At 38.3% G+C, this 24,062-nt stretch carries 24 protein-coding genes; 13 read left to right on the forward strand and 11 right to left on the reverse strand.

Going from position 1 to position 24,062, the window contains the following annotated elements; all coding sequences use genetic code 11:
* Positions 1-31 precede the first annotated feature (31 nt).
* The 5 genes from accB to P0077_RS08700 all read left to right on the forward strand — a co-directional run bounded on the left by accB (position 32) and on the right by P0077_RS08700 (position 5,368).
* Positions 32-523 (forward strand): acetyl-CoA carboxylase biotin carboxyl carrier protein, encoded by a 492-nt coding sequence (gene accB / locus P0077_RS08680; RefSeq protein ID WP_276168715.1) that lies wholly within the window; start codon positions 32-34, stop codon positions 521-523.
* An 84-nt stretch (positions 524-607) separates the two neighbouring features.
* Positions 608-1,960 carry an acetyl-CoA carboxylase biotin carboxylase subunit gene (gene accC / locus P0077_RS08685; protein WP_194525416.1) on the forward strand — a complete coding sequence of 451 codons (1,353 nt, stop codon included), beginning with the start codon at positions 608-610 and terminating at the stop codon, positions 1,958-1,960.
* Positions 1,961-2,003: 43 nt separating this feature from the next.
* Entirely contained in the window at positions 2,004-3,116 is a 1,113-nt protein-coding gene (locus P0077_RS08690) for an NAD(P)/FAD-dependent oxidoreductase (protein WP_276168716.1), read from the forward strand.
* 76 nt (positions 3,117-3,192) lie between these two features.
* A complete protein-coding gene (locus tag P0077_RS08695; RefSeq protein ID WP_276168717.1) occupies positions 3,193-4,914 on the forward strand; it encodes an IlvD/Edd family dehydratase in 1,722 nt (573 codons plus the stop codon).
* A 4-nt stretch (positions 4,915-4,918) separates the two neighbouring features.
* The gene (locus tag P0077_RS08700; protein WP_276168719.1) at positions 4,919-5,368 is read left to right on the forward strand and encodes a 3-oxoacyl-ACP synthase; all 450 of its coding nucleotides are present in this window, start codon (positions 4,919-4,921) and stop codon (positions 5,366-5,368) included.
* Between the two features lie 9 nt (positions 5,369-5,377).
* Here the strand turns inward: P0077_RS08700 and P0077_RS08705 are convergent, their stop codons facing one another.
* On the reverse strand, positions 5,378-5,836 hold the full coding sequence (locus P0077_RS08705) for a COG2426 family protein (protein WP_276168721.1): 459 nt from the start codon (positions 5,834-5,836) through the stop codon (positions 5,378-5,380).
* Positions 5,837-6,035: 199 nt separating this feature from the next.
* On the opposite strand from P0077_RS08705, the gene P0077_RS08710 reads away from it, so the two are divergent.
* Positions 6,036-6,197, forward strand: a complete 162-nt coding sequence (locus P0077_RS08710) for a hypothetical protein (RefSeq protein WP_276168723.1) — start codon at positions 6,036-6,038, stop codon at positions 6,195-6,197.
* An 83-nt stretch (positions 6,198-6,280) separates the two neighbouring features.
* Here P0077_RS08710 and P0077_RS08715 read toward each other — a convergent pair whose 3' ends face one another.
* The 4 genes from P0077_RS08715 to P0077_RS08730 form a co-directional block, all read right to left on the reverse strand.
* Complete coding sequence (locus tag P0077_RS08715) at positions 6,281-6,670, reverse strand: cupredoxin domain-containing protein (protein ID WP_276168724.1); 390 nt, start codon at positions 6,668-6,670, stop codon at positions 6,281-6,283.
* A gap of 109 nt (positions 6,671-6,779) precedes the next feature.
* Positions 6,780-7,328: a carboxymuconolactone decarboxylase family protein gene (locus P0077_RS08720; RefSeq protein WP_276168725.1), complete on the reverse strand. Its 549-nt coding sequence runs from the start codon at positions 7,326-7,328 to the stop codon at positions 6,780-6,782.
* A gap of 73 nt (positions 7,329-7,401) precedes the next feature.
* Positions 7,402-7,554 carry a hypothetical protein gene (locus tag P0077_RS08725; RefSeq protein ID WP_194525424.1) on the reverse strand — a complete coding sequence of 51 codons (153 nt, stop codon included), beginning with the start codon at positions 7,552-7,554 and terminating at the stop codon, positions 7,402-7,404.
* A 92-nt stretch (positions 7,555-7,646) separates the two neighbouring features.
* A complete protein-coding gene (locus tag P0077_RS08730; protein WP_276168726.1) occupies positions 7,647-8,495 on the reverse strand; it encodes a helix-turn-helix domain-containing protein in 849 nt (282 codons plus the stop codon).
* A 182-nt stretch (positions 8,496-8,677) separates the two neighbouring features.
* Between P0077_RS08730 and P0077_RS08735 the strand changes: the two genes are divergently transcribed.
* The gene (locus P0077_RS08735; RefSeq protein ID WP_276168727.1) at positions 8,678-9,187 is read left to right on the forward strand and encodes a PAS domain-containing protein; all 510 of its coding nucleotides are present in this window, start codon (positions 8,678-8,680) and stop codon (positions 9,185-9,187) included.
* A gap of 33 nt (positions 9,188-9,220) precedes the next feature.
* On the opposite strand, the gene pyk is transcribed toward P0077_RS08735, so the two are convergent.
* The 5 genes from pyk to P0077_RS08760 form a co-directional block, all read right to left on the reverse strand.
* On the reverse strand, positions 9,221-10,657 hold the full coding sequence (pyk, locus tag P0077_RS08740; RefSeq protein ID WP_276168728.1) for a pyruvate kinase: 1,437 nt from the start codon (positions 10,655-10,657) through the stop codon (positions 9,221-9,223).
* Positions 10,658-10,660: 3 nt separating this feature from the next.
* The gene (locus P0077_RS08745; RefSeq protein ID WP_276168729.1) at positions 10,661-11,125 is read right to left on the reverse strand and encodes an IPExxxVDY family protein; all 465 of its coding nucleotides are present in this window, start codon (positions 11,123-11,125) and stop codon (positions 10,661-10,663) included.
* A gap of 110 nt (positions 11,126-11,235) precedes the next feature.
* Complete coding sequence (gene rnc / locus P0077_RS08750; RefSeq protein WP_276168731.1) at positions 11,236-11,973, reverse strand: ribonuclease III; 738 nt, start codon at positions 11,971-11,973, stop codon at positions 11,236-11,238.
* A gap of 6 nt (positions 11,974-11,979) precedes the next feature.
* Positions 11,980-13,233 (reverse strand): beta-ketoacyl-ACP synthase II, encoded by a 1,254-nt coding sequence (gene fabF, locus P0077_RS08755; protein ID WP_276168732.1) that lies wholly within the window; start codon positions 13,231-13,233, stop codon positions 11,980-11,982.
* Between the two features lie 113 nt (positions 13,234-13,346).
* Entirely contained in the window at positions 13,347-13,580 is a 234-nt protein-coding gene (locus tag P0077_RS08760) for an acyl carrier protein (RefSeq protein WP_008269813.1), read from the reverse strand.
* A 159-nt stretch (positions 13,581-13,739) separates the two neighbouring features.
* Here P0077_RS08760 and purN point away from each other — a divergent pair, with 159 nt between their 5' ends.
* The 4 genes from purN (at position 13,740) to P0077_RS08780 (ending at position 18,019) form a co-directional block, all read left to right on the forward strand.
* Positions 13,740-14,306: a phosphoribosylglycinamide formyltransferase gene (purN, locus tag P0077_RS08765; protein WP_276168744.1), complete on the forward strand. Its 567-nt coding sequence runs from the start codon at positions 13,740-13,742 to the stop codon at positions 14,304-14,306.
* Between the two features lie 2 nt (positions 14,307-14,308).
* The gene (locus P0077_RS08770) at positions 14,309-14,944 is read left to right on the forward strand and encodes a ribonuclease H family protein (RefSeq protein ID WP_276168746.1); all 636 of its coding nucleotides are present in this window, start codon (positions 14,309-14,311) and stop codon (positions 14,942-14,944) included.
* 201 nt (positions 14,945-15,145) lie between these two features.
* Positions 15,146-16,075: a PfkB family carbohydrate kinase gene (locus tag P0077_RS08775; protein ID WP_276168748.1), complete on the forward strand. Its 930-nt coding sequence runs from the start codon at positions 15,146-15,148 to the stop codon at positions 16,073-16,075.
* A gap of 45 nt (positions 16,076-16,120) precedes the next feature.
* Positions 16,121-18,019, forward strand: coding sequence for an amidophosphoribosyltransferase (locus P0077_RS08780; protein ID WP_276168750.1), 1,899 nt, complete (start codon positions 16,121-16,123; stop codon positions 18,017-18,019).
* 961 nt (positions 18,020-18,980) lie between these two features.
* Here P0077_RS08780 and P0077_RS08785 read toward each other — a convergent pair.
* Positions 18,981-19,589, reverse strand: a complete 609-nt coding sequence (locus P0077_RS08785) for a superoxide dismutase (RefSeq protein WP_276168752.1) — start codon at positions 19,587-19,589, stop codon at positions 18,981-18,983.
* A gap of 119 nt (positions 19,590-19,708) precedes the next feature.
* On the opposite strand from P0077_RS08785, the gene P0077_RS08790 reads away from it, so the two are divergent.
* Both P0077_RS08790 and kbl read left to right on the forward strand, forming a co-directional pair.
* Positions 19,709-22,816 carry a UvrD-helicase domain-containing protein gene (locus P0077_RS08790; RefSeq protein WP_276168753.1) on the forward strand — a complete coding sequence of 1,036 codons (3,108 nt, stop codon included), beginning with the start codon at positions 19,709-19,711 and terminating at the stop codon, positions 22,814-22,816.
* 4 nt (positions 22,817-22,820) lie between these two features.
* Positions 22,821-24,014 (forward strand): glycine C-acetyltransferase, encoded by a 1,194-nt coding sequence (gene kbl, locus P0077_RS08795; protein WP_276168755.1) that lies wholly within the window; start codon positions 22,821-22,823, stop codon positions 24,012-24,014.
* Positions 24,015-24,062: the final 48 nt, after the last annotated feature.

Consider the following 24,062-nt stretch of genomic DNA (forward strand, 5'->3'; position numbering starts at 1 on the left):
AAATACCGATTACTTAAATAAATAACATTCCATGGATATTAAAGAAATTCAAACCCTGATTAAGTTTGTAGCAAAATCAGGTGCCAGTGAAGTAAAGTTGGAAATGGAGGATTTAAAAATCACCATTAAAACAGGTACCTCAGACTCTGGAAACGAAACGACCTACGTGCAGCAGATCCCAATGCCGCAAGCTCAGATGATGCCTTCTCAGGCACCACCGCAGACTGTTGAAACGGCCGCAGGTGATGCCGCAAAAGCAGAAAAGAAAGAAGATGACTCTAAATATATTACCATTAAGTCACCTATTATTGGTACTTTCTATAGAAAACCCTCTCCAGATAAGAGTGCGTTCGTAGAAGTTGGTACCTCTATCGGAAAAGGAGATGTGCTTTGTGTTATTGAAGCCATGAAACTTTTTAATGATATTGAGTCTGAGGTTTCTGGTAAAATCGTTAAGATTTTAGTTGAGGATTCTTCTCCTGTAGAGTTTGATCAGCCTTTATTTTTGGTAGATCCATCATAAATGTAAATTCTGAATCTCAAATAAATTTCCGGTAACGGGAATAATGTTTGGTACTTGGATTTTAGAATTTAAATTGAAAAACGTATGTTCAAGAAAATATTAATTGCAAATAGAGGAGAGATTGCGCTTCGTGTTATACGCACCTGTAAAGAAATGGGTATAAAAACCGTAGCCGTCTATTCTAAGGCAGATGAAGAGAGTTTGCATGTTCGTTTTGCCGATGAAGCTGTCTGTATTGGTCCGGCACCCAGTAGCGAGTCGTACCTAAAAATACCCAATATTATTGCTGCTGCAGAGATTACAAATGCAGATGCTATTCACCCAGGTTATGGATTTCTTTCAGAGAATTCTAAATTCTCTAAAATCTGTGCAGAGCACGACATTAAATTTATAGGTGCATCTGGCGAGCATATAGACCGTATGGGAGATAAAGCTTCCGCTAAGAAAACAATGAAAGAGGCCGGTGTTCCTACCGTTCCTGGCTCAGATGGTTTGTTGAAAGATGTGGCCGATGCTATCAAGACAGCGAAGAAAATGGGCTACCCCGTTATGATAAAAGCAACTGCCGGTGGTGGTGGTAAAGGTATGCGCGCTGTTTGGAAAGAAGAGGAAATGGAAGACCTTTTCGAAAGTGCCGTACAAGAAGCTACTGCAGCCTTTGGCAACGGTGGTATGTATATGGAAAAGTTAATCGAGGAGCCAAGACATATTGAAATCCAAGTTGTTGGTGACCAATATGGTAAGGCATGTCACCTTTCAGAAAGAGATTGTTCCGTTCAACGTAGACATCAAAAACTTACGGAAGAAACACCATCTCCGTTCATGACAGATAAGCTTCGTGAGGAAATGGGTGCGGCCGCGGTAAAAGCTGCTGAGTACATAAAATATGAAGGAGCCGGTACTATAGAGTTTTTGGTAGATAAACACCGAAATTTCTACTTTATGGAAATGAATACCCGTATTCAGGTAGAGCACCCAATTACAGAACAGGTAATTGATTATGATTTAATACGTGAGCAAATATTGGTAGCAGGTGGTGTTCCCATTTCAGGAAAGAACTATTTGCCAAAACTACACTCTATTGAATGTAGAATAAACGCCGAAGACCCTTACAATAACTTTAGACCTTCACCGGGTAGAATTACTACTTTGCATACACCAGGTGGTCACGGAGTTCGTATGGACACTCACGTATATAGTGGATACAGTATTCCACCTAATTACGACTCTATGATTGCCAAGTTGATTACAACTGCGCAAACACGAGAAGAGGCTATTAATAAGATGAAAAGAGCGCTAGATGAATTCGTAATCGAAGGTATTAAAACTACGATTCCGTTTCACAGGCAGTTAATGGATCATCCAGATTATTTGGCAGGTAATTATACTACCAAGTTTATGGAAGACTTTAAAATGGATCCTCCGCCAGCGGAATAAGAATAAAACCCCAATTTGTATTGGGGTTTTTTTATGGAAGAATATGAACTTAAGTTATTGGGAATATAAAACTTGGTTGTCAAACATCGATTTTACTATTGTTGGCAGTGGCATCGTAGGACTTAACTGTGCCTTGCGGTTACATGAGTGCTTTCCAAAAGCTAGAATCCTTATTCTAGAAAAAGGATTTTTACCTCAAGGAGCTAGTACCAAAAATGCCGGTTTTGCGTGTTTTGGAAGCATTTCAGAGGTTTTGGCAGATTTAGAGCGCCACACTGAGCAGGAGGTGTTGGATTTGGTAGCTCAGCGTTGGCAGGGAATAAAATTGCTCCGGCAGAAAGTTGGTGATGCAAACTTCGATTTTCAAGAAAATGGCGGACACGAATTGTTTCTAGGTTCCGCCCAAAAACTATATGAGAAATGTTTAGATCAGCTATCTGAAGTTAACAAGCTATTGCAATCTGTTTATAGTGGGGATGCATTTAGCATGAGCCCTAATACTTTTGGTTTTGATGGAGTGAAGGAAAATTACATTACCAATGTTTTTGAAGGACAATTGGATACCGGTAAAATGATGAATTCGCTATTGAAATTAGTTCAGGATGCAGGTATCACCATCCTGAACTCCATAACAGTTGAAAACTTTACTGAAATTGGGACACAGGTAGAAGTAAAAACAAATCGATTTGAATTTAAAACTAAAAAATTACTGATTGCTACCAACGGTTTTGCCACAGATTTAATTAATGAAAAGGTTAAACCGGCCAGAGCGCAAGTTCTGATTACCGAACCAATTGAAAATTTATCCATAAAAGGAACTTTCCATTTTGATGAAGGCTATTACTATTTTAGAAATATAAATAACCGCATATTGTTCGGAGGAGGTAGAAATCTTGATTTTAAAGGTGAAGAAACTAGCGAATTTGGGTGTTCTCATCACATTCAAAAACATTTGGAGAAATTACTAAAAGAGGTAATCTTACCTAGAACGCCTCATAAAATTGAACATAAATGGAGTGGCATAATGGGAACTGGCGAGCATAAGAAACCCATTATCAGGCAAACCTCCAATCATGTCTATTGTGGTGTGCGCTTAGGAGGTATGGGAATTGCAATAGGAAGCATTGTGGGCCATAATCTCGCAGACCTAACATAGTCTTTGTTTCGTGGATTTTTGCTAACTGGGCTATATTCGCTACTTTAACTACTTTGAATATATTTCTTTTCAATTTATGAAAGACAAGAAACACCTGCGCAGTAGTGAATGGTTTGGTGGCAAAGATAAAATGGGTTTTGTACACCGTTCATGGCTAAGAAACCAAGGATATCCGGATGATTACTTTACTGGTAAACCCGTTATTGGCATTTGTAACACATGGTCGGAATTAACGCCCTGTAATGGTCATTTACGTGATTTTGCCGAGGTGGTAAAACGGGGTATTTTGGAAGCTGGCGGTTTTCCCATGGAGTTTCCGGTGATGTCTTTGGGCGAAACTATTATGAGGCCCACATCCATGCTTTTTCGCAATTTGGCGAGTATGGATACGGAAGAGTCCATACGCGCCAATCCACTGGACGGCATTGTTCTATTGACAGGTTGTGATAAGACTACACCTAGTACGGTAATGGGGGCCTGTAGCGTAGATTTACCCACTATTGTTGTTCCCGGCGGTCCCATGTTGAGTGGGAGGTTTAGAGGAGAAAAAATGGGCTCCGGCTCTATGAACTGGTTGATTAAGGAGAAACGAAACGTAGACGGTTTTAGTGATGCCGATTTTACCGAAGCGGAAGTCTGTGTTGCCAGAAGCATCGGGCATTGCAACACCATGGGTACGGCTTCAACAATGGCCACCATGGTGGAAGCTTTAGGTCTTACTTTACCGGGGTTTTCATCTATTCCCGCAGTAGATTCGCGTAAGAAATTGTTCGCACAACTTTCGGGAAGACGTATTGTGGAAATGGTAAAAGAAGATTTAAAACTATCAAAAGTATTAACGCGTCAAGCCTTTGAGAATGCCATTATTACTAATGCGGCTGTTGGAGGTTCAACCAATCTCATTATTCATTTGACTGCCATTGCAGGTAGAATAGGAGTAGAATTGAACTTAGAAGATTTTGATACTTTAGGAAGCAAAGTGCCGCTATTGGTAAACCTAAAACCTTCCGGAAAACATCTAATGGAAGATTTTTTCTATGCGGGTGGACTTCCTGTTGTTATGAAAGAATTAAAACCCAAACTTCATGGCGATGCCCTTACGGTAAACGGAAAATTTATCACAGAAAATTATTCTGAAGCGGTCTGTTATGATAACGATGTCATAGCTTCCATAAAACAACCTGTTCAGCAGAATGCCGGTATTGCCGTACTTAAGGGGAATCTTTGTGAAAACGGAGCGGTAATAAAACCTTCGGCGGCGTCAAAAAAGCTAATGAAGCATACGGGTAAAGCTGTTGTTTTTGAAAGTATGGAAGATTATCATACCCGAATTGACGCTCCGGATTTAGATATAGACAAGAATAGCGTTATTGTTTTAAAAGGTGTGGGGCCAAAAGGGTATCCGGGTATGCCAGAAGTGGGCAACGTAGACCTTCCGAAGAAATTATTATTGCAAGGGGTTACGGATATGGTTCGGATTTCTGATGGTCGTATGAGCGGTACGGCTGCAGGCACCGTAATTTTACATGTTTCCCCGGAATCAACCGTAGGCGGTACTTTGGCTTTAGTTCAAAACAATGATCTAATTACCTTGGATGTTGAGAATAGAAGCCTTCATTTAGAGGTTTCGGAAGAGGAGCTTATAAGACGGAAAAATGCTTGGATTGCTCCCAAACCCTTGGCGGATAGAGGATATGTAAAAATGTACATAGATCATGTAGAGCAAGCGCATAAAGGAGCTGATTTGGATTTTTTGGTAGGTGGTTCAGGATCTAAGGTAGATAGAGATTTGCATTAGTAGCATGATAGAAAAAGAAGAGTTGCATCAGTTTTGTTTGACATTCGTTACGGAACGGATTTCAAGAATTCATAAGAATATTGAAGATGTTCAAACCTCATTATCCTCAGAAACAAAAAGTAGTGCAGGTGATAAGCACGAAACAGGTAGGGCTATGTTACAGCTTGAGCGGGAGAAATTAGGACAACAGTTGGCCGAGGCCGAAAAGATGAAGCAAGTACTGTCTAAAGTGCCTAAGGAGGCATCTAATAAGGTGATTGGTCTTGGTAGTTGGGTCATTACTTCAAAAGCCGAATATTTTCTGGCTATTTCCGCAGGTGAATTCAAAGAGATGGATAGAAGTGTTTATTGCATATCTGCAGCAACACCCATAGCCAAATTATTATTTGCCAAAAAGGTAGGGGATACGGTTAGTTTTAATAACCAAGAAATAAAAATTATTGAAATAAAATAGAAGTAATTACTATCCAATTCCTTTCATTGAAGCCAAGGTTGCCGACCAAACGATTAAAGATGAAAGAAAAATACCAATGGTATTGGCCCAAAAGGCTTTTGTCTTTTCAATTTTAAAGAGATAAGACGCAATACTACCGGCATAAACACCCGTGCCCGGTACAGGTAACATTACAAAAAATATGAGTCCCCAAAAGCCATAGCGTTTTATTTTATCTCCGGAGCCCGTTTTGGCCCTGCGGGCAACAAATATGGCAGATTTCTTGTAGAAGCCCCACTTCAGGAAATACCGATTAACTTTTTCCAAAAAGAAAATCATCAAAGGGAATACCAACACGTTTGCCGCAAAACATAGAACAAACACCAAATATATATTAAGACCATTTAGCAACCCATAGGGAATACCCACCTTAGCTTCTCCAAAGGGAGAAAGGCTCCATAAAATGGCAATAATAAAATCTATAATCACAGTTATTTTTTTGGAAGGGCTAAACTACTAATACATGGGGTTTAAGCACCATCTGAACTCATAAATAATTCCAAAAATTGTGCCGCTCAAAAGTACGTTGTTCCTTTTAACACTTTTTAACTATTCGTTGAGTGGTGCAATATTATCTATCTATCTGAGTTTTAGACTATACATATTTAACAACCAAAACTTTTAACCTATGAAATCTTTATTTGCTAAACTATTTTTATTTGCTTTTGTGTCAGTGACAGCTTTTTCATGCAGCGTAAAATCTGAATTGGAAGATATTGCTGATGAGCTAGAGGAAGAAAACAACAATGATGCACGAACTGAAGTCATCAAACTAGAAGACAACAAGTAGTTCAGGTCTTTTAAATACAGAAAAGGGAACCTTTTAAGGTTCCCTTTTTTTATGATGTACAATTTAGAAATTGTATAAACTAACTACTGCACTAGTATAGTATTATCAGTAGCTGTAGGGTTCATAGGGCAAAAATATACATACTCCCCAGCCTCCAATACGGTTGGTTTGGATGATTGTGTTTTACCAGTGGCAACTACTTCTGTCACATAGGCAGTCTGGATGTGGTTTTCAGGTTTGCTAATGTCTTCACCCTTTTTTACAAGAACAAAACCAACATCATGGCCCACTCCTTTATTCTCAATATCAAAAACGTAAGTACCGGGAGAAACTGTCAATGATTTTTGAGTAAACTCACCGGGTGTTTGAACTAATGCAATTGTTCTTACTTCTTTTTTTACCATCTTGTCTTGGGCATTTGCTGAAAATGCTACTGTAAAAATCAATACTACTGCTGCTAATATATTTTTCATAATTTTTAGTTTGTGTCTTTTGTTTATTTTGAAAAGACGGATTATTAAAGGGTTAACTATTAAATTGTATTAACGGGCCTGTACAACCTTAGATTACATAGGATAAGTTCTATGCCTCTACGCTTTGTAATGGTGCTGCAACAGGAAAATCTACGGGAACATCGGTGGTTTTGTGAATGTAGTTAGAGATTGTTTTGTCTCCCACTAGCACAATGGTATCAATTAGGTTTTCCTTGGTCCATCCTGCGTTAAAAAATCTTTCAATTACTGCTTCATCTGTTGCACCACGATTTTCTGTAATGTTTTTTGCAAGAGCGGCAAGTGCATCTAATTTTGGGTCAAATGAGGCTTTGCCGGCTCTAAGCTCTAGAATTTCTGAGTCGTTAAAACCGTTCATTTTACCAATAGCTGTATGGGCGGAAAGACAGTAAGTACATTCGTTTACCTGACTAACTGCTAGGTTCACTACTTCTTTTTGTTTGGCGGTCAAAGATGTATTTGCACTGCTCAAAGCTAAATAGTTCGCTAAGGCGTTTTCAGAATAGGCATATGTTGCATAAAGGTTAGGTACAAAACCTACTGCTTTTTCCAAGTTGTCAAAAATTGCTTGATTGCTTGTGCTTACTTCTTCTCTTTTGGGTACATTAAATTTGCTCATGATTTCTAAGTTTTATGTCATACAACTGTGTAGGCTACATCAGTTCTTTGACCGTTATTAATTTGTTATTATTTTAAAATTCTACGTGAGGTTTTTCAGCATCACAATAAAAATCATGATGATGTTTTTGCTCACAATGGGTTTCGGCATCTACAGTTTGTAATTGCCTAGTTGGGCGAGAGAATATCTCTATAAGGTTAAAAAGGGATATATGTTTTAAGTTCATCTTGCGTTGTGTTTTAATTACAATGCAAAGATGCGAATGAAGTAAGCTTGTTTGTTAGGCGCGATTGCCCGACCGCTTGTAGAAATTTCCCGTTACGAAGAAATTGGGGCTATTTCGCGGTATTGTGAGGGAGAAGTACCCGTCATTTTTTTGAAAAACCGACTAAAATGTGCGGGGTCGTTAAAACCTAGCTCGTATGCAATTTCTTGGTTTTGTTTGTCCGTGAAATTTATCAATCGCTTTGCTTCAAGAGCCAAGCGATCTAAAATAATCTGCTGTGGAGATTTTTGGTTGTATATGGAAAAAAGATTGGAGAGTGTTTTTGGACTCTTAAATAAGAGCTCTGCATAGTCGCTTACCTTCCTTTTTGTTTTGTAGTGCGTATCTACAAGAACATTGAACTTTCTTATAATTTCAACTTGTTCATTATCTAGCTTTTTGACGATAAGCTGCTCCTTGGCCAGACGAGTGCAGATGATTATCAGTCGTTTTAATAACATTTGGAGCATATCTCCTTGTATACCGTCAGGCGTGGAGAATTCATCTTGGAAGACCTCGTAAAGTGTTTCAAACTTACGTTTTTGCTCTGGCGGAATGGATATGATGGGCAAGTCTTGAGTGCCAAAAAATAAGATGCCGTTACAGGATACTTCGTGATCATGATCTTTTATACAGTAAAATTCTCTATTAAAGTGAAATGCTGTTAATGGCAAAATGGTCTTTTCGTATGAAACGTTTTGGAGGTAGGTAGTTGTGACCAATTGATCCGGTAACAGCGTTACGGACATACCATCAATATATAATTCAAGGGGATCCGTATTTCGGTTCCAGAGCATGCAAATATTTCCCGAACTTACTGAAAATTGATTCTTATACGTTTTAATATCATTTGTAAACCCTAAATGAGAGCCTAGTTTTGCATCATTGAACTCAAATTTCATCTGTAACTGGTTGGATTGTTTTGGTCTGTTTAGTCTCTTTAGAAGCGGTAACCTTACCTTATGTGAGATTAAGAAAGATGAATGCTTAGTGTTAAACGATTCTAACTGTTTGTCAGGCAAGAAGTCTTTTTGTACTATTGACAAAGAAAATCAGAAGAGTTAGTTCTCTTAACTATAATGGTATGAAGGCGTACGATGAGGCAGCAGGTGAGTTTTTAGGTAAATTGGATATAGTTCCGGTTCCGTTGGTTTCCTGGGATATTTATAGTCTTAATTTTCAGGAACTCTGTATGAATAGCAAAGATGTAATTTCTATTCAGAATATAGCCCAGCGTAATAGATGGGTTTATGACAAACTGGATAGTTTATCCGCACAAGATACCGGCGTTGTTGTTATTACCGATATAAAATTGACTATTGTTCACGCTACAAGCAATATTGTTTCCATGACAGGATATAAATCCGAAGAAGTGATAGGGAAATCTCCTAAAATATTTCAAGGAAAGAAAACCAGCCAAGAAACACTGGTAAAAATAAGAACGGCCATCGAAAGAAAAATTCCTTTTGAGGCCGTTCTTATTAATTATAAAAAGGACGGGAGTACCTATAATTGTCAAATAAAGGCAGAGCCCATATTTAATAATCGAGGACAACTCGTCAACTTTATTGCCTTTGAAAAAGAAGTGGCCTAAGACCACTTCTTTTAAGACATATCTACAATAATATTATTTGTTTTCAATTTCGGTTACACGTAAAGTGTTTACCATACCTTTTTCTTTCATAGGCATGGCCGCTAAACTGATAAGCATATCACCTTCCTCTAAAAGGCCTTTGTCACAAGCCATTTTATTTACGTCATCAATAGTTTCATCGGTAGAAACATTTTTATCGTAGTGAAATGCTTGAACTCCCCAAAGCAGATTCAACTGGGTTAAAATGCGTCTGTTTGAGGTAAATACTAAAATGTGTGCACTTGGTCGCCAAGCGGAAATCTGAAATGCAGTATACCCACTATTGGTCAATGTGGAAATAGCTTTCGCTTTAATTTCATTGGCCATGATGGCCGCATGGTAACAAATAGATTTGGTAATATATCTTTTAGTACGAATGTGTGGTGGGTCATGTGGTACTTGAATTAGCTCTGACCCCTCTACGCTTCGCAGAATACTGGACATCTTTTCAATTACTTGTACTGGGTAGTTACCCACGGAAGTCTCTCCAGAAAGCATAACGGCATCAGCACCGTCCATAACCGAGTTGGCCACGTCGTTTACCTCTGCACGTGTTGGTGTAAGGCTGGTGATCATCGTTTCCATCATTTGTGTAGCGATAATTACCGGTATACGAGCTTTCTTGGCTCTAAGAACCAATTGTTTTTGAATTAACGGAACTTCCTGTGCCGGAACTTCAACACCTAAGTCGCCACGGGCAACCATTAGCCCGTCACAATAAGCAACAATTTTATCTATATTTTCTACAGCTTCCGGCTTTTCTATTTTTGCGATAATCGGAATTTTATCTTCTGCATGTTCTTTAATAATGGCTTGAAGATCAATAAGATCTTGGCTAAAACGAACAAATGAAAGAGCGATCCAATCTACCTTTAAGGAAATTGCAAAAATAGCATCTTTTACATCTTTTTCCGTTAATGCAGGTAACGAGATGTTTGTATTTGGAAGGTTAACTCCTTTCTTGGAGCGTAGCGGTCCACCTTGTATTACTTTGGTCTTAACTTCGGTTGTACCGTTAGTCTCAACTACTTCGAACATTAATTTTCCATCATCTAGCAAAATGCGCTCACCAGGCTTAACATCTTGAGGGAATGCGTCATAATTCATATATACCCTTTCGGCAGTTCCTTCAAAAGGTTCACCTGTAACAAAGGTAATTTCATCACCAGGGGCAACAACTACTTCACTTGCCATAACACCAACCCTTAGTTTAGGACCTTGCAAATCTGCAAGGATAGAGGTATTCCGACCGGTTTCTTCGTTAAGTTCCCGTATCATTTCTACGCGCTCTGTAACATCACTGTAATCTGCATGTGAAAAGTTGATGCGAAAGACATCCACACCAGCTTCCATCATATCCTTAAGCACTTCCTTTTTACTTGTGGCCGGCCCTAGGGTGGCTACAATTTTTGTCTTTTTATTAATCGGCATTTATCAAAAAATTAAATTGTTCTTAGATTTGAGTTTGTCAGTTTCTATGGCGTAAGCCGTTATAATTTTGGGTATGTTTTGTAGTGTTTTTACAAGGTTTTCCATATTTATGAAGCCATCTTGTTCTATTTTTAAAAAATAATCCACATCTCGGTGTTCGGGCACCATGTGAAATGTTGTGAATGACGGCTCATCCTTAAATAGCCCTTTTCGGCTCATAGTGTCCTCCACTAAACCATTGTTGGTAAATAAGGTCCAGTACCTATCGTTAATATCATCCTTCCATTCAAAAATAGGAACAGTAATATGACCGGTAAGGTCAAGGTCTATTTCAGACCTTTTAAAGTTCGATTTTAAATGAAGATTGAGAGCGTAGGCTATGGCATAATCTTCAAGGCTACTATGCAATGCAACTAAATCGAATGGATCTTCGTAAAAGTCGTTCGTAATTTTATGTACTGCTACCATAGGGGCACAAAGTGGTAAAGATAATATTAATACCGTACAACGCCTAGATTAGACAAGGCTAATACTATTTTAGAACAAACTATAACATTTTGGTTACATAAAATTACGATTTAAGACTTATCCATTTTGTCTTGAAGCGCATAATATGCCCTTTTGGAAGCTCGTTCTTCTGCTTTCTTTTTAGATGTGGCCCTGGCTTTTGCCACAACAGTATCTGCAATAGTTAGCTTTACTGCAAAATGTTTTAGTGCATCGTTGCCCGTGTCATCATAAACGTCATAGTCAAACGTTTTTTTCTGCTTTTGGCACCATTCAATTACAAGGCTCTTATAACTTATGACCTTACCTTCTAATTGTTCTATATCTACGTAAGGCTCTATAACTTTTTGACTGATAAATTTTTCACAATACTTGTAGCCGCGATCTAGATAAATTGCGCCTACCAATGCCTCAAAAACGTTGCCATGTATGTTTTCACCAAAGTGCGATTTTGGTATGCGGCTTTTCACATAATTAATGAGACCTAGATCCTTACCAAGTTGGTTGAGGTGTTTTCTGCTTACTATCTTAGAACGCATCTTGGTAAGATAACCTTCATCCCCTTCCGGAACCTGGTCATACAAATGTTTGGAGATTATGGTTCCTAACATAGAGTCTCCTAAAAACTCAAGGCGCTCATAGTTTAAAGGATTTCCATCTTTATCCTTTTCGTTTGCTGAACGGTGTACGAAAGCTTTTTTGTAAATAGTTAGGCTTTTGGGCTTAAAACCTAAAATAGAAGTCATTCCTCCAAAAAAATCCCCATCCTCTTTAGGATGGGAATTGAATATATTGGATGGAAAACCCATATTGTATTACTCGCTAAATTTTTTGAAAATTACGCAGGCATTGTGACCGCCAAACCCAAAAGTATTGCTCAATGCAACATTTACATCGCGTTTTTGAGCTTTGTTCAGGGTAAGGTTTAGTTTAGGATCTATATTCTCATCTACAGTCGTATGGTTAATAGTTGGCGGAACCAAACTATGTTGCATAGCTAAAATTGAAGCGATAGCTTCAATAGCTCCGGCAGCACCTAATAAGTGACCGGTCATTGACTTTGTAGAATTGATATTGATATTTGGGGCGTGGTCTCCAAAGACTTCACTAATAGCCTTTAGCTCTGCCACATCTCCTAGGGGAGTAGAAGTTCCATGGGTATTTATGGTATCTACATCTTCCGGTTTTAGTCCGGCATCCCTTAAACAGTTCTTCATTACTTGTACCACTCCAATTCCATCTGGATGGGGAGCAGTCATGTGGTAAGCATCGCTCGAAAGTCCGCCACCGGCAACTTCGGCATATATTTTTGCACCACGCGCTTTGGCGTGTTCGTATTCTTCCAATATTAAAGCTCCAGCTCCTTCGCCCAATACAAATCCATCACGGGTTGCATCAAAAGGTCTAGATGCAGTTTCTGGACTATCATTTCTAGTAGATAGGGCATGCATAGCACCAAAACCACCCATACCGGCAATGGTTACGGCCGCTTCGCTACCTCCGGTAACGACTACGTCACAATGGCCTAAACGAATATAGTTTAAAGCATCGATCATAGCGTTTGCAGAAGATGCACAGGCGGAAACCGTGGTATAATTGGGTCCCATAAAACCATGTTTGATAGAGATATGCCCAGGGGCGATATCTGCAATCATTTTGGGTATAAAGAAAGGGTTGAATCTTGGTGTGCCATCGCCTTCGGCAAAGTTCATAACCTCGTTTTGAAAAGTCTCTAGACCACCAATACCGGCGCCCCAGATAACTCCAACACGAAATTTGTCTACTTCCTCTAGGTTAAGCCCAGAGTCCACAATTGCTTCATCGGAAGAAACCATGGCGTATTGTGCAAACTTATCTAGTTTTCTAGCCTCTTTGCGGTCAAAATGCTCAAGAGGGTCGAAATTTTTCAGCTCACAGGCAAATTTCACCTTAAATTTTTCAGTATCGTAATAGGTCACGGGAGCAGAACCGCTCTTTCCGTTTTTAAGACCTTCCCAATATTCATCAATATTGTTACCTATGGGTGTCAACGCACCCAACCCCGTAACTACAACTCGCTTTAATTGCATTGAACCTAAATTTTTGGTTTACTTAGTAAGTCAAGCGTAAATTAAAAAAATTATCCATGCGATAATGGTTACCACATGGATAATTTTGAATCTCGTTCAAGAAATCATAAAGATTACTTCGCTTCTTCTATATAGCTAATGGCTTGGCCAACTGTTGCGATGTTCTCAGCTTGATCGTCTGGAATCTGAATATCAAATTCCTTCTCGAATTCCATGATCAACTCCACGGTATCCAATGAATCTGCGCCTAGGTCGTTAGTAAAGCTAGCTTCCGTTACTACTTCGTTCTCATCCACACCTAATTTATCAACGATGATAGCTTTTACTCTTGATGCAATGTCTGACATAATAATATTGTTTTTAAAAAATTAAATTGGTTGCAAAAATAAAAAACTTTGGACTAAATCCACTATTTGTCGTTAAAATGTCTTGTAATTTATAAAATTTCAGGATAAGAGCGGTATTTTTGGCCTAAATATTTTGCAGTCAGTAACGTTTAAAGCCACATGAAAAACATTGTATTATTTGCTTCCGGTTCAGGGTCTAATGTTGAAAATATTGTTGAGTACTTTCAAGGAAATCCTGAAGTCCATATTTCTGCGGTATTGTCCAATAAAACCCAGGCTAAAGTTTTGGATAGGTGTAATAGGCTTAAGATTAACGGATTATACTTTAATAGAAATGCCTTCTACGAGACTGATTGTGTGTTGAATATTCTAAAATCTTTAAAACCGGACCTTATTGTGTTGGCGGGCTTTCTATGGAAAGTGCCTGAAAATTTGGTTGCGAATTTTCCTGATAAAATTGTAAATATTCACCCCGCACTTTTGCCAAAATATGGTGGCAAAGGTATGTACGGTAATAAAGTCCATGAAGCTGTGCGGGCGAATAATGAGACCGAAACCGGTATTACTATCCATTATATTAATGAGAATTATGACGAAGGAGCGGTAATTCGGCAGGTAAAAACAGCTGTTTCTTCCGAAGATTCTTCCGACGATATTGCAAAAAAAGTGCATGCACTTGAATACGAATACTTTCCCAAGGTAATTGCGCAATTATTAGAAGTGTAGTAATGGCAAAAAAAGGAAAATTTTATACGGTTTGGAAGGGCAAAAAACCTGGAATATATGATTCTTGGTCGGCTTGTAAAGCGGCTATTACAGGGTACAAAGGGGCTCAGTATAAATCTTTTGAAACTTTTGCTCAAGCCAAGAAAGCATTTAATGGCAACTATGATGACTTTAAAGGGAAGAAAAAAGGAAAGCCAGTACTAACCGCGGAACAAATACAAAGATTCGGAACACCAAATTACCATTCTATTTCGGTTGATGCGGCATCTAGTGGAAATCCCGGAATTATGGAGTATCAAGGCGTGGATACAAAAACAGGCAAAAAGCTTTTTAAACAGGGTCCATTTGCTCAAGGCACCAATAATATTGGTGAGTTTTTGGCTATTGTGCACGGTCTTGCCTTTTTGAAGAATAACAAAAGTGATAGAGTAATTTATACGGATTCACGAACCGCAATGAGTTGGGTGCGTAAAAAAAACTGTAATACTAAACTTCAGGAGACTGCTAAGAACAAGGAAGTTTTTGATTTGATACGCAGGGCCTTAATATGGTTGAAAAATAATTCTTACAGCACTCCGATCGTTAAATGGGAAACCAAAGTTTGGGGCGAGATTCCTGCAGATTTTGGTCGTAAGTAATGTTATACAGGCCCGGCGCGTTTTCTTATAATTCTTTACAGTCTATATTCCTATTGGTATAACACATTGCTTTTCAGAAAACTGTTTTATAAGCGTCTTAAAAATTTGGAAAGGTAATATTCCTAGGCTTTTTTTGTAAGGGTATATTTGCATGTAATAGCGTTACAAAAACGTATATTTGCAGCTTAAACTAAAAATTGCATGGGTAAACTTCTAATCGTAGGCACGGTTGCCTTTGACGAAATTGAAACTCCTTTCGGGAAAACCGATAAGATTTTGGGTGGTGCAGCTACCTTTATTGGTTTGGCAGCCTCCCAATATAACAACGTAGAATCTGGAATCGTTTCTATAGTGGGTGAAGACCTTCCACAAGCGTATATAGATATTTTAAAGGATAAGAACATTGATCTTAGTTCTTTGGAAATCGTTAAAGGAGGAAAAACTTTTTACTGGAAAGGAAAGTACCATAACGACCTTAATTCAAGAGATACCTTAGCAACTGAGCTCAATACACTTGCGGACTTTAGCCCAGAGGTGTCAGAAGGGTTTAAAGATGCGGATGTGGTAATGCTTGGAAATCTTCATCCAAGTACGCAATTGAGTGTAATCAATCAGATGGAAAAACGACCAAAGTTGATAGTATTGGATACTATGAATTTTTGGATGGATAATGCTTTACCTGAGTTGATGGAGGTTATTAAGCATATAGATGTTCTTACTATTAATGATGAAGAAGCAAGGCAGTTAACTAATGAGTATTCATTGGTAAAGGCGGCGAAAGCTATTCGGGAAATGGGCCCTAAGTATTTGGTGATAAAGAAAGGTGAGAATGGGGCGCTTTTGTTTCATGAAGAGAAAATCTTTTTTGCACCTGCTTTACCATTGGAAGAGGTTTTTGACCCAACGGGAGCTGGAGATACGTTTGCAGGTGGGTTTGCAGGGTATTTGGCTGCGAGCAATGACCTTTCGTTCAATAATATGAAGAATGCGGTCATACACGGTTCTAATTTAGCATCGTTCTGTGTAGAACGGTTTGGAACCGAGCGTATGCAAAACTTAAAAAAGGAAGAGGTCAATAAAAGGTTGCATCAATTTAAAGCCTTGACCCAGTTTGATATAGAATTAAAATAATGACACGCCCCTATATTAGGGGCTTTTTTAATACCTAGATTTATAATGAGTGACGCGATCAAACATGAATGTGGTATTTCGGTAATACGGTTGTTGAAACCGTTGGAGTATTACAAAGAGAAGTACGGTACAGCCTTTTACGGGGTAAATAAGATGTACTTAATGATGGAAAAGCAGCACAATCGCGGCCAAGACGGTGCGGGCTTTGCAAGTATTAAACTAGATGTGGCTCCCGGAGAGCGTTATATGAGTAGGGTGCGGTCAATTGCCCAACAGCCTATACAGGATATTTTTGCTCAGATTAATGATCGCATCAACACCACGTTACAACAACACCCGGAGTATGTAGATGATGTTGCTGCACAAAAAAAGAACATTCCTTATATAGGGGAAGTACTTTTAGGTCACGTGCGTTATGGTACATTTGGTAAGAATAGTATTGAGAGTGTTCACCCTTTCTTAAGGCAGAATAACTGGATGCACCGTAATATTATTGTTGCAGGTAACTTTAATATGACCAATGTTCATGAGTTGTTTGATAATTTAATTCAGATTGGACAGCACCCCAAAGAAATGGCGGATACGGTAACCGTAATGGAGAAAATAGGTCATTTTTTAGATGATGCCGTTGCTAAACTGTATAAGCAGATTAAGAAAGAAGGATATACAAAACAAGAAGCTTCGCCTATTATAGCTGAGCGTCTTAAAGTCCATAAGATATTAAGAAGAGCCGCTAAAAACTGGGATGGTGGTTACGCTATGGCGGGTCTTTTAGGGCATGGAGACGCCTTTGTTCTTAGAGATCCTGCGGGTATTAGGCCAACATATTATTATCAAGATGATGAGGTTGTAGTCGTAGCTTCTGAAAGACCGGCTATACAAACTGTTTTCAATGTGCCTTACGAAGAAGTAAAGGAACTTGATCCAGGTAGCGCCATCATTATTAAAAAGGATGGAACGTCTTCTATAAATCAAATTTTAGAGCCCGCAGAGCGAAAAGCATGCTCTTTTGAACGTATTTATTTTTCTAGGGGAAGCGATAAGGAAATTTACCAAGAACGAAAGATGCTGGGTAGACTTCTTTTTCCGCAAATACTTAAGTCTATAGATCATGACATAAAGAACACTGTCTTCTCCTATATCCCAAATACGGCAGAAACGTCTTTCTTTGGAATGGTGAAAGAGGCTCAAAATTATTTGAACAAAAGAAAAGAAGAGCAAATACTTTCCATCGGTTCAAAAATCACCAGTGAAGAGCTTCATGAAATTTTAGAAGTTCGCCCACGAATTGAGAAAGTAGCTATTAAAGATGCCAAGCTACGAACTTTTATTACACAAGATAGTAGCCGCGACGATTTGGTGACCCACGTTTATGATATTTCCTATGGTTCGGTTAAGAAGGGAGATAACTTGGTTATTATTGATGATAGTATCGTTAGGGGAACTACGTTAAAGAAAAGTATACTTCGTATTTTAGACCGGCTGTCCCCTAAAAAAATAATAGTTGTATCATCTGCACCACAAATTAGATATCCTGATTGTTATGGTATAGATATGGCCAAATTGGAAGATTTTATCGCATTTAGAGCTGCACTTGCATTGCATGAAGAGCGTTTGACAATGAATGTGGTTGATGACATTTATGACAAGTGTTTGGAGCAGGTTAATAATAAGGATAAAGATGTAGTCAATTACGTAAGGGAATTCTACGCACCTTTTACGGCTGAAGAGATATCCGCCAAAATAGGCGAACTGCTTAGTCCGGAAGAAATTAAGGCCGAGGTAGAGATCATTTATCAAAGCGTAGAGGCACTTCATGAAGCTTGTCCTAAGAATTTAGGAGATTGGTACTTTACAGGAGATTATCCAACCCCAGGAGGGAATAGAGTGGTGAATAAGGCTTTTATCAATTTTTATGAAGGTAAGAATGAACGTGCGTATTAATTGAGCTTATCGATGAAATGCATGAAATATGTATTTCATCGATAATATGCGCTATTTAGCGTTTTTTTGACCGCTTGGACGAAGGTGAGGTTACATTTGGTCTTGCCATAGCATAAGTAGGTTAAGTTCATGGTAAGATTTGGGGCAAAAAGGTGGAGTTTACTCCACCTTTTTATTTTTTAATACTTTTAGAAGTATTCTCTTTGTTTATTGCGCTTCACAATATATAAGTATTCTCCTGTAGTCATTTTTGTTGTTCCCTATTTTCATATGTATTCTATAAACTGGAACCCTTTTAACCGATTTTTATACGGTTTGGCAAAGATGTTTTCGTAAGGCTTAATGCTGCTGTATATTTGGAGGACCATAGCATAAGTAGGTTAAGTTCATGGTAAGATTTGGGGAAAAAGGCGGAGTTTAACTCCGCCTTTTTATTTGCCATAATTTCAAATCCAATAGGTCTCTTCGGTACAAATACCTCTGATATTTCCAATCCTTATTTTTTAATTTAAGAAAGACGTTATACCCATCCAAATTGTATTTCAACTAGTGTTTTGTTCGTTTGTCCAAAACCTTTTTTTTAAGAGCCATGTTACTCTACTTTTGGAGGACCATAGCATAAGTAGGTTAAGTTCATGGTAAGATTTGGGGAAAAAAGGTGGAGCTATGCTCCGCCTTTTTTATTGGCAAAATCCTCGCAAACACGCGGGTTTACGGCATGTTCAACTGTTTTTATCAACAATCTCGTTAAAAAAAAACCCTACATATTTCTTTTTTATTTAACACAATACCAGTATTTTAGTATCGCCATAGCATAAGTAGGTTAAGTTTATGGTAAGATTTGGGACGAAAAGGGTGGAGATTTCTCCGCCCTTTTCTATTTTAAAAAGGTATAAAAAAGCCCGCTCAGAACTAGTTCTGAGCGGGCTTTTTTAAATTTAATTTAGAAATATAGGTCGCCTTATTTATTGGCAGCATATAGTTCAGAAACTTTACCCCAATTGATTACATTAAAAAATGCATTAATGTAATCAGGTCTCTTGTTTTGATAGTTTAGGTAGTAGGCATGTTCCCAAACATCAAGACCTAAAATAGGAAAACCTTCGCAACCAGTTTCTGGCATTAATGGGTTGTCTTGGTTAGGTGTAGAACAAACTTCTACTTTACCTCCTTTATGAACGCAAAGCCACGCCCAACCAGAACCAAAACGAGTACCGGCAGCACCGCTAAATTTCTCTTTAAATGCTTCAAAAGAACCAAAAGCGCTGTCTATTGCAGTCGCAAGTTCGCCAGATGGGGTTCCTCCTCCATTAGGAGACATAATTTCCCAAAAAAGAGAGTGGTTGTAAAAACCGCCTCCATTGTTTCTAACAGCACCGTTGGACATGTCCAAGTTCTCTAATATATCTTCTATAGATTTGCCTTCCAAGGAAGTACCTTCAATAGCGCCATTTAATTTGGTTGTGTAACCATTATGGTGTTTTGTATGGTGAATTTCCATTGTTCTAGCATCAATATGTGGTTCCAATGCATCATATGCATAAGGTAATTTTGGTAGTTCAAAAGCCATTTTCTGTGTGTTTTTAGATTAAAACTTAGTGAAGTCAAATTTACATTTTTTAACATACAAATTCACTAAATAATTTGTTAAGAACCTTTTTAGAATTAGTATTTTGCATAAAAAAGCACTTGCAACACAGCACTTTTAAAATATATAACGCTTCTGCCGGCTCAGGAAAGACACATACCTTAACGAAAGAATACCTTAAAATAGTTCTTTCATCAAGCAATCGTTTCAGTAAAATTTTGGCCATTACATTTACCAACAAGGCGGTAAACGAAATGAAGCATCGTATTTTGGAAAGCCTTTCAAAATTTGGTAAAGTTGAAAATGAAGCCACCGCTCCTCCACTTTTTTTAGATTTAATGAAGGAGCTTGGTGTAGACGCGGCCACATTACGGCAACGCTCTAAGCAAACTTTAAAGGAAATTCTGCATAATTATGCTTTTTTTGATATTTCTACAATTGATAAGTTTACGCATCGCCTAATTAGGACATTCGCAAAAGATTTAAAGCTACCTCAAAATTTTGAAGTTGTTCTAGATACTGATTTGTTACTAGATGAAGCTGTTGCCAAATTGGTCCATAAGGCAGGAACGGACAAGCAGCTTACTCAGGTATTGCTGGAGTTTGCCCTTGAAAAAATTGATGATGATAAAAGTTGGGACATTGCCTATGATCTAGGTAATATGGGCAAGTTGCTTTTTAGGGAAAACCATGCAGAACACCTACAAAACTTAAAGGATAAGAATATATCAGATTTTGTAGAGCTGAAGAAAACCGTGCGCTCTCGGATTACAGCTACGGAGGAAAGTCTTATTGGCTTTGCAACACTTGCGTTGCAATTGATAGAACAAAATGGACTTGAATTTTCAGATTTTACGAGGGGGTATTTTCCAAAATTCATGGAAAAAATTTCAGCTGGAGATATGGCAATCGATTTTAAGGCCGGGTGGAAGCAAAATTTTGATGATACCGTTCTTTATAATAAATCCACAGCAGATGCTACAAAGGCAACTTTAAACGAGTTACACCCGCAATTTTCTGAAATTTTCAATAAGATAAAACAGGCTTTTTATGAGCTTTCTTTTTTGAAGAATACATATGCTAATTTAGTGCCGTTAACGGTTCTTAATGCAATTCAAAGAGAAGTAAAGAATCTGCAGAATGAACGTGATCAGCTTTCTATTGCAGAGTTCAACACCATCATATCCAAAGAAATAAAAAACCAGCCGGCACCTTTTATATATGAACGTTTAGGCGAGAAGTATCGTCATTATTTTGTGGATGAATTTCAGGATACATCTACACTGCAGTGGAATAACCTAATACCACTTATTGGACATGCTTTAGAGGGGGAAGATTTGCAAGGCAACAGAGGATCTCTTTTTTTAGTGGGCGATGCCAAGCAAGCTATTTATCGTTGGCGAGGTGGTCGTGCCGAACAATTTTTAGATTTAGTAAATGAATCTGAAAGTCCCTTTGCAATTCCCGCCCAAACAGAATCCCTGCCAACCAATTGGCGTAGCTATGATGAGGTCATTAAGTTCAACAACGACTTTTTTACCGCTACCAGTCCGTTTCTGAATAACGCCATGTACAATAACATGTTCGTAGAAGGAAACAGGCAAGGGTATAATTCAAAACAAGGCGGAACCGTACAGCTCAAATTTATTGAAAAAGATGAAGAAAAAAGTAGGGATGAGCAGTACTGTACGGAAGTATTGAACACTATACAAACTGTAATTGAAAAGGATTACGGCTATGAAGACATTTGTATTTTGGTTAGGGGAAATAGGCAGGGAGTTTTATTAGCTGATTTTCTTACACAACAGGAAATTCCAACCATTTCATCTGAAAGTTTATTGCTGAACAGTAGTGATAAGGTTCGGTTTCTGGCAAATCTTATGGCATACATTGGTAATCCTACTAATTTACAGATAGCCTATGAGTTGCTGACTTATCTTTCTAAGGGCGGGGAGAATAGACATCAATATATATATGAGAACTTAAAAAATGTAGAACATCTTTTATTAAAGGAATATCAACTAGACGTTGAGGAGCTAAAACAACTATCCGTTTACGATGGTATGGAAAGAGCTATTCGTCAATGTAACCTGGTTGAAGGTTCAGATGCCTATGTTACTTTTTTTATGGATTTTGTGCTTGAAACGGAACAGAAAGAAGGTACGGGGATTCAGGCGTTCTTGAACCTCTGGGAAAAGAAAAAGGGCAAACTGAGTATTTCCGCTCCTGATAATATAGATGCCGTGCGAATTATGACCGTTCATAAGTCTAAAGGCCTTGAGTTTTCCATTGTTATTTTTCCTTTTGCCAATGAACATATCTATAAAAGGATGGACAAAAAAATGTGGCTTCCTCTAAATGCCGATGCGTTTAACGGATTTGAAGAAATTCTAATCACCGAAAAAAAGGAAGTAGAGAATTATGGGGAGGAAGCGGCTCAAATTTATTCTGAGGAGGAGCATAAAATGGAATTGGATGCGCTTAACCTATTATATGTAGCCTTAACAAGGGCGGAGAAGGCGCTTTATATTATATCGGAAAAAGACCTGGCCAGAGGGCAACATAAAACGGATTATTATTCGGGCTTGTTCATTGAGTATTTAAAAGGAAAGGACCTATGGTCCGATGATGAGTTGGTCTATAGTTTTGGAGAGCTGGAAAAAGCACCTGCCCCTCATCAAACAAAAGAGCAACAGGATATAGATTATAGTTTTACGCATAAAGACAGGTCAAGTTTTAAAATACTTACCCGATCAGGGATGTTGTGGGATACAGAACGTGAAGCTGCAATTTCTAAGGGAAACCTTATACATTATATATTAGGTTATATAGCAACTCAAGATGATATTGAACCCGCCCTGCAGAAAGCAATACAGCAAGGGGAGATAGAAAGCCAGGAGGTAGATGAGGTAAGGGATAAGTTGCAACGTATCGTAAATCACCCTAAACTCCAGACCTATTATAAGGATAGCGATATCATTAAGAACGAAAAGGATATTATTACCGCTGATGGGAAGATATTACGTCCGGACAGAATAGTGTTTAAAGAAAAGAATGCAACCCTTATCGATTATAAAACAGGTAAGACCAACCCTAAATATAAGGAGCAACTTTATTCTTATGCAGATGCATTAACGGATATGGGATATGTTGTAGAAAATAAAATCATTGTTTACATTAACGAAGAAGTAACACCAGAATTCATATAACTATATGTACGGAAAAATAAAAGAACATTTAGAACAAGAACTTGCAAGCATTAAAGATGAGGGTCTTTATAAAAGTGAGCGAATAATAACCACGCCTCAAGGTGCAGAGATTAAGATTTCCACAGGGGAAGAAGTAATCAACTTTTGTGCAAATAATTATTTGGGACTATCATCTCATCCGGAAGTAATACAGGCGGCAAAGGATACTTTGGATAGTCATGGATTTGGTATGTCATCGGTACGTTTCATTTGCGGCACGCAGGATATACATAAAGAACTTGAAAAGAAAATAGCCGATTTCTACGGGACTGAGGATACCATATTGTATGCTGCGGCCTTTGATGCCAATGGGGGAGTTTTTGAACCATTGCTAACTGCGGAGGATGCGATAATTTCGGATTCGCTCAATCATGCATCTATCATTGATGGGGTTAGGTTGTGTAAGGCGAAACGCTATAGATATGCCAATAGTGATATGGCCGACTTAGAAAAGCAATTGAAACAAGCCAATGAAGATGACGCCCGTTTTAAGATAATTGTTACTGATGGTGTTTTCTCTATGGATGGTCTTGTGGCACCTTTAGACAAGATTTGCGACTTGGCAGAGAAATATGATGCTATGGTTATGATAGATGAATGTCATGCCACAGGTTTTATAGGTCCTACAGGTATAGGTACGCTTGAGGAAAAAGATGTAATGGGCCGTATAGACATTATAACCGGTACTTTGGGCAAAGCCCTTGGCGGTGCTATGGGTGGTTATACCACAGGGAAAAAAGAAATTATAGAAATTTTGCGTCAACGTTCTAGACCGTATTTGTTTTCAAATTCTTTGGCTCCGGCCATTGTTGGGGCATCTATAAAGGTTTTTGAACTGTTGGAAAACGATACCTCATTACGAGACAAAGTGCAGGAAAACGCATCGTATTTTAAAGCGGGAATGAAAAAGGCCGGGTTTGATATTATTGATGGAGAATCCGCTATTGTGCCCGTAATGCTGTATGACGCTAAATTGGCGCAAGAAATGGCTAGTCGATTATTGGAAAAAGGAATTTATGTTATAGGATTTTTCTTTCCAGTGGTTCCAAAGGGTAAGGCAAGGATACGGGTTCAGTTATCTGCCGCCCATGAAATCAAGCATTTAGACCGTGCAATCCGTGCTTTTATCGAAGTTGGTAAGGACTTAAAAATCGTTTAAATGCATTATTTACGGCATTAAATGCGTTAAAAAAAATAAGAAATTGAT

It is taken from the genome of Zobellia alginiliquefaciens (assembly GCF_029323795.1).
In the GTDB taxonomy this organism is placed as follows: Bacteria; Bacteroidota; Bacteroidia; order Flavobacteriales; family Flavobacteriaceae; genus Zobellia; species Zobellia alginiliquefaciens.

Bases quoted from the DNA above. Each gene is read 5' to 3' on its own strand.
- kbl (WP_276168755.1), top strand. From the start codon at position 22,821: ATGTACGGAAAAATAAAAGAACATTTAGAACAAGAACTTGCAAGCATT.
- P0077_RS08700 (WP_276168719.1), top strand. From the start codon at position 4,919: ATGATAGAAAAAGAAGAGTTGCATCAGTTTTGTTTGACATTCGTTACG.
- fabF (WP_276168732.1), bottom strand. From the start codon at position 13,233: ATGCAATTAAAGCGAGTTGTAGTTACGGGGTTGGGTGCGTTGACACCC.
- P0077_RS08760 (WP_008269813.1), bottom strand. From the start codon at position 13,580: ATGTCAGACATTGCATCAAGAGTAAAAGCTATCATCGTTGATAAATTA.
- accB (WP_276168715.1), top strand. From the start codon at position 32: ATGGATATTAAAGAAATTCAAACCCTGATTAAGTTTGTAGCAAAATCA.
- P0077_RS08725 (WP_194525424.1), bottom strand. From the start codon at position 7,554: ATGAACTTAAAACATATATCCCTTTTTAACCTTATAGAGATATTCTCT.
- P0077_RS08710 (WP_276168723.1), top strand. From the start codon at position 6,036: ATGAAATCTTTATTTGCTAAACTATTTTTATTTGCTTTTGTGTCAGTG.
- P0077_RS08780 (WP_276168750.1), top strand. From the start codon at position 16,121: ATGAGTGACGCGATCAAACATGAATGTGGTATTTCGGTAATACGGTTG.
- P0077_RS08775 (WP_276168748.1), top strand. From the start codon at position 15,146: ATGGGTAAACTTCTAATCGTAGGCACGGTTGCCTTTGACGAAATTGAA.
- P0077_RS08715 (WP_276168724.1), bottom strand. From the start codon at position 6,670: ATGAAAAATATATTAGCAGCAGTAGTATTGATTTTTACAGTAGCATTT.
- P0077_RS08730 (WP_276168726.1), bottom strand. From the start codon at position 8,495: ATGAAATTTGAGTTCAATGATGCAAAACTAGGCTCTCATTTAGGGTTT.
- P0077_RS08745 (WP_276168729.1), bottom strand. From the start codon at position 11,125: ATGGTAGCAGTACATAAAATTACGAACGACTTTTACGAAGATCCATTC.
- P0077_RS08785 (WP_276168752.1), bottom strand. From the start codon at position 19,589: ATGGCTTTTGAACTACCAAAATTACCTTATGCATATGATGCATTGGAA.
- accC (WP_194525416.1), top strand. From the start codon at position 608: ATGTTCAAGAAAATATTAATTGCAAATAGAGGAGAGATTGCGCTTCGT.
- purN (WP_276168744.1), top strand. From the start codon at position 13,740: ATGAAAAACATTGTATTATTTGCTTCCGGTTCAGGGTCTAATGTTGAA.
- P0077_RS08720 (WP_276168725.1), bottom strand. From the start codon at position 7,328: ATGAGCAAATTTAATGTACCCAAAAGAGAAGAAGTAAGCACAAGCAAT.
- P0077_RS08735 (WP_276168727.1), top strand. From the start codon at position 8,678: ATGAAGGCGTACGATGAGGCAGCAGGTGAGTTTTTAGGTAAATTGGAT.
- rnc (WP_276168731.1), bottom strand. From the start codon at position 11,973: ATGGGTTTTCCATCCAATATATTCAATTCCCATCCTAAAGAGGATGGG.
- P0077_RS08690 (WP_276168716.1), top strand. From the start codon at position 2,004: ATGAACTTAAGTTATTGGGAATATAAAACTTGGTTGTCAAACATCGAT.
- pyk (WP_276168728.1), bottom strand. From the start codon at position 10,657: ATGCCGATTAATAAAAAGACAAAAATTGTAGCCACCCTAGGGCCGGCC.
- P0077_RS08695 (WP_276168717.1), top strand. From the start codon at position 3,193: ATGAAAGACAAGAAACACCTGCGCAGTAGTGAATGGTTTGGTGGCAAA.
- P0077_RS08770 (WP_276168746.1), top strand. From the start codon at position 14,309: ATGGCAAAAAAAGGAAAATTTTATACGGTTTGGAAGGGCAAAAAACCT.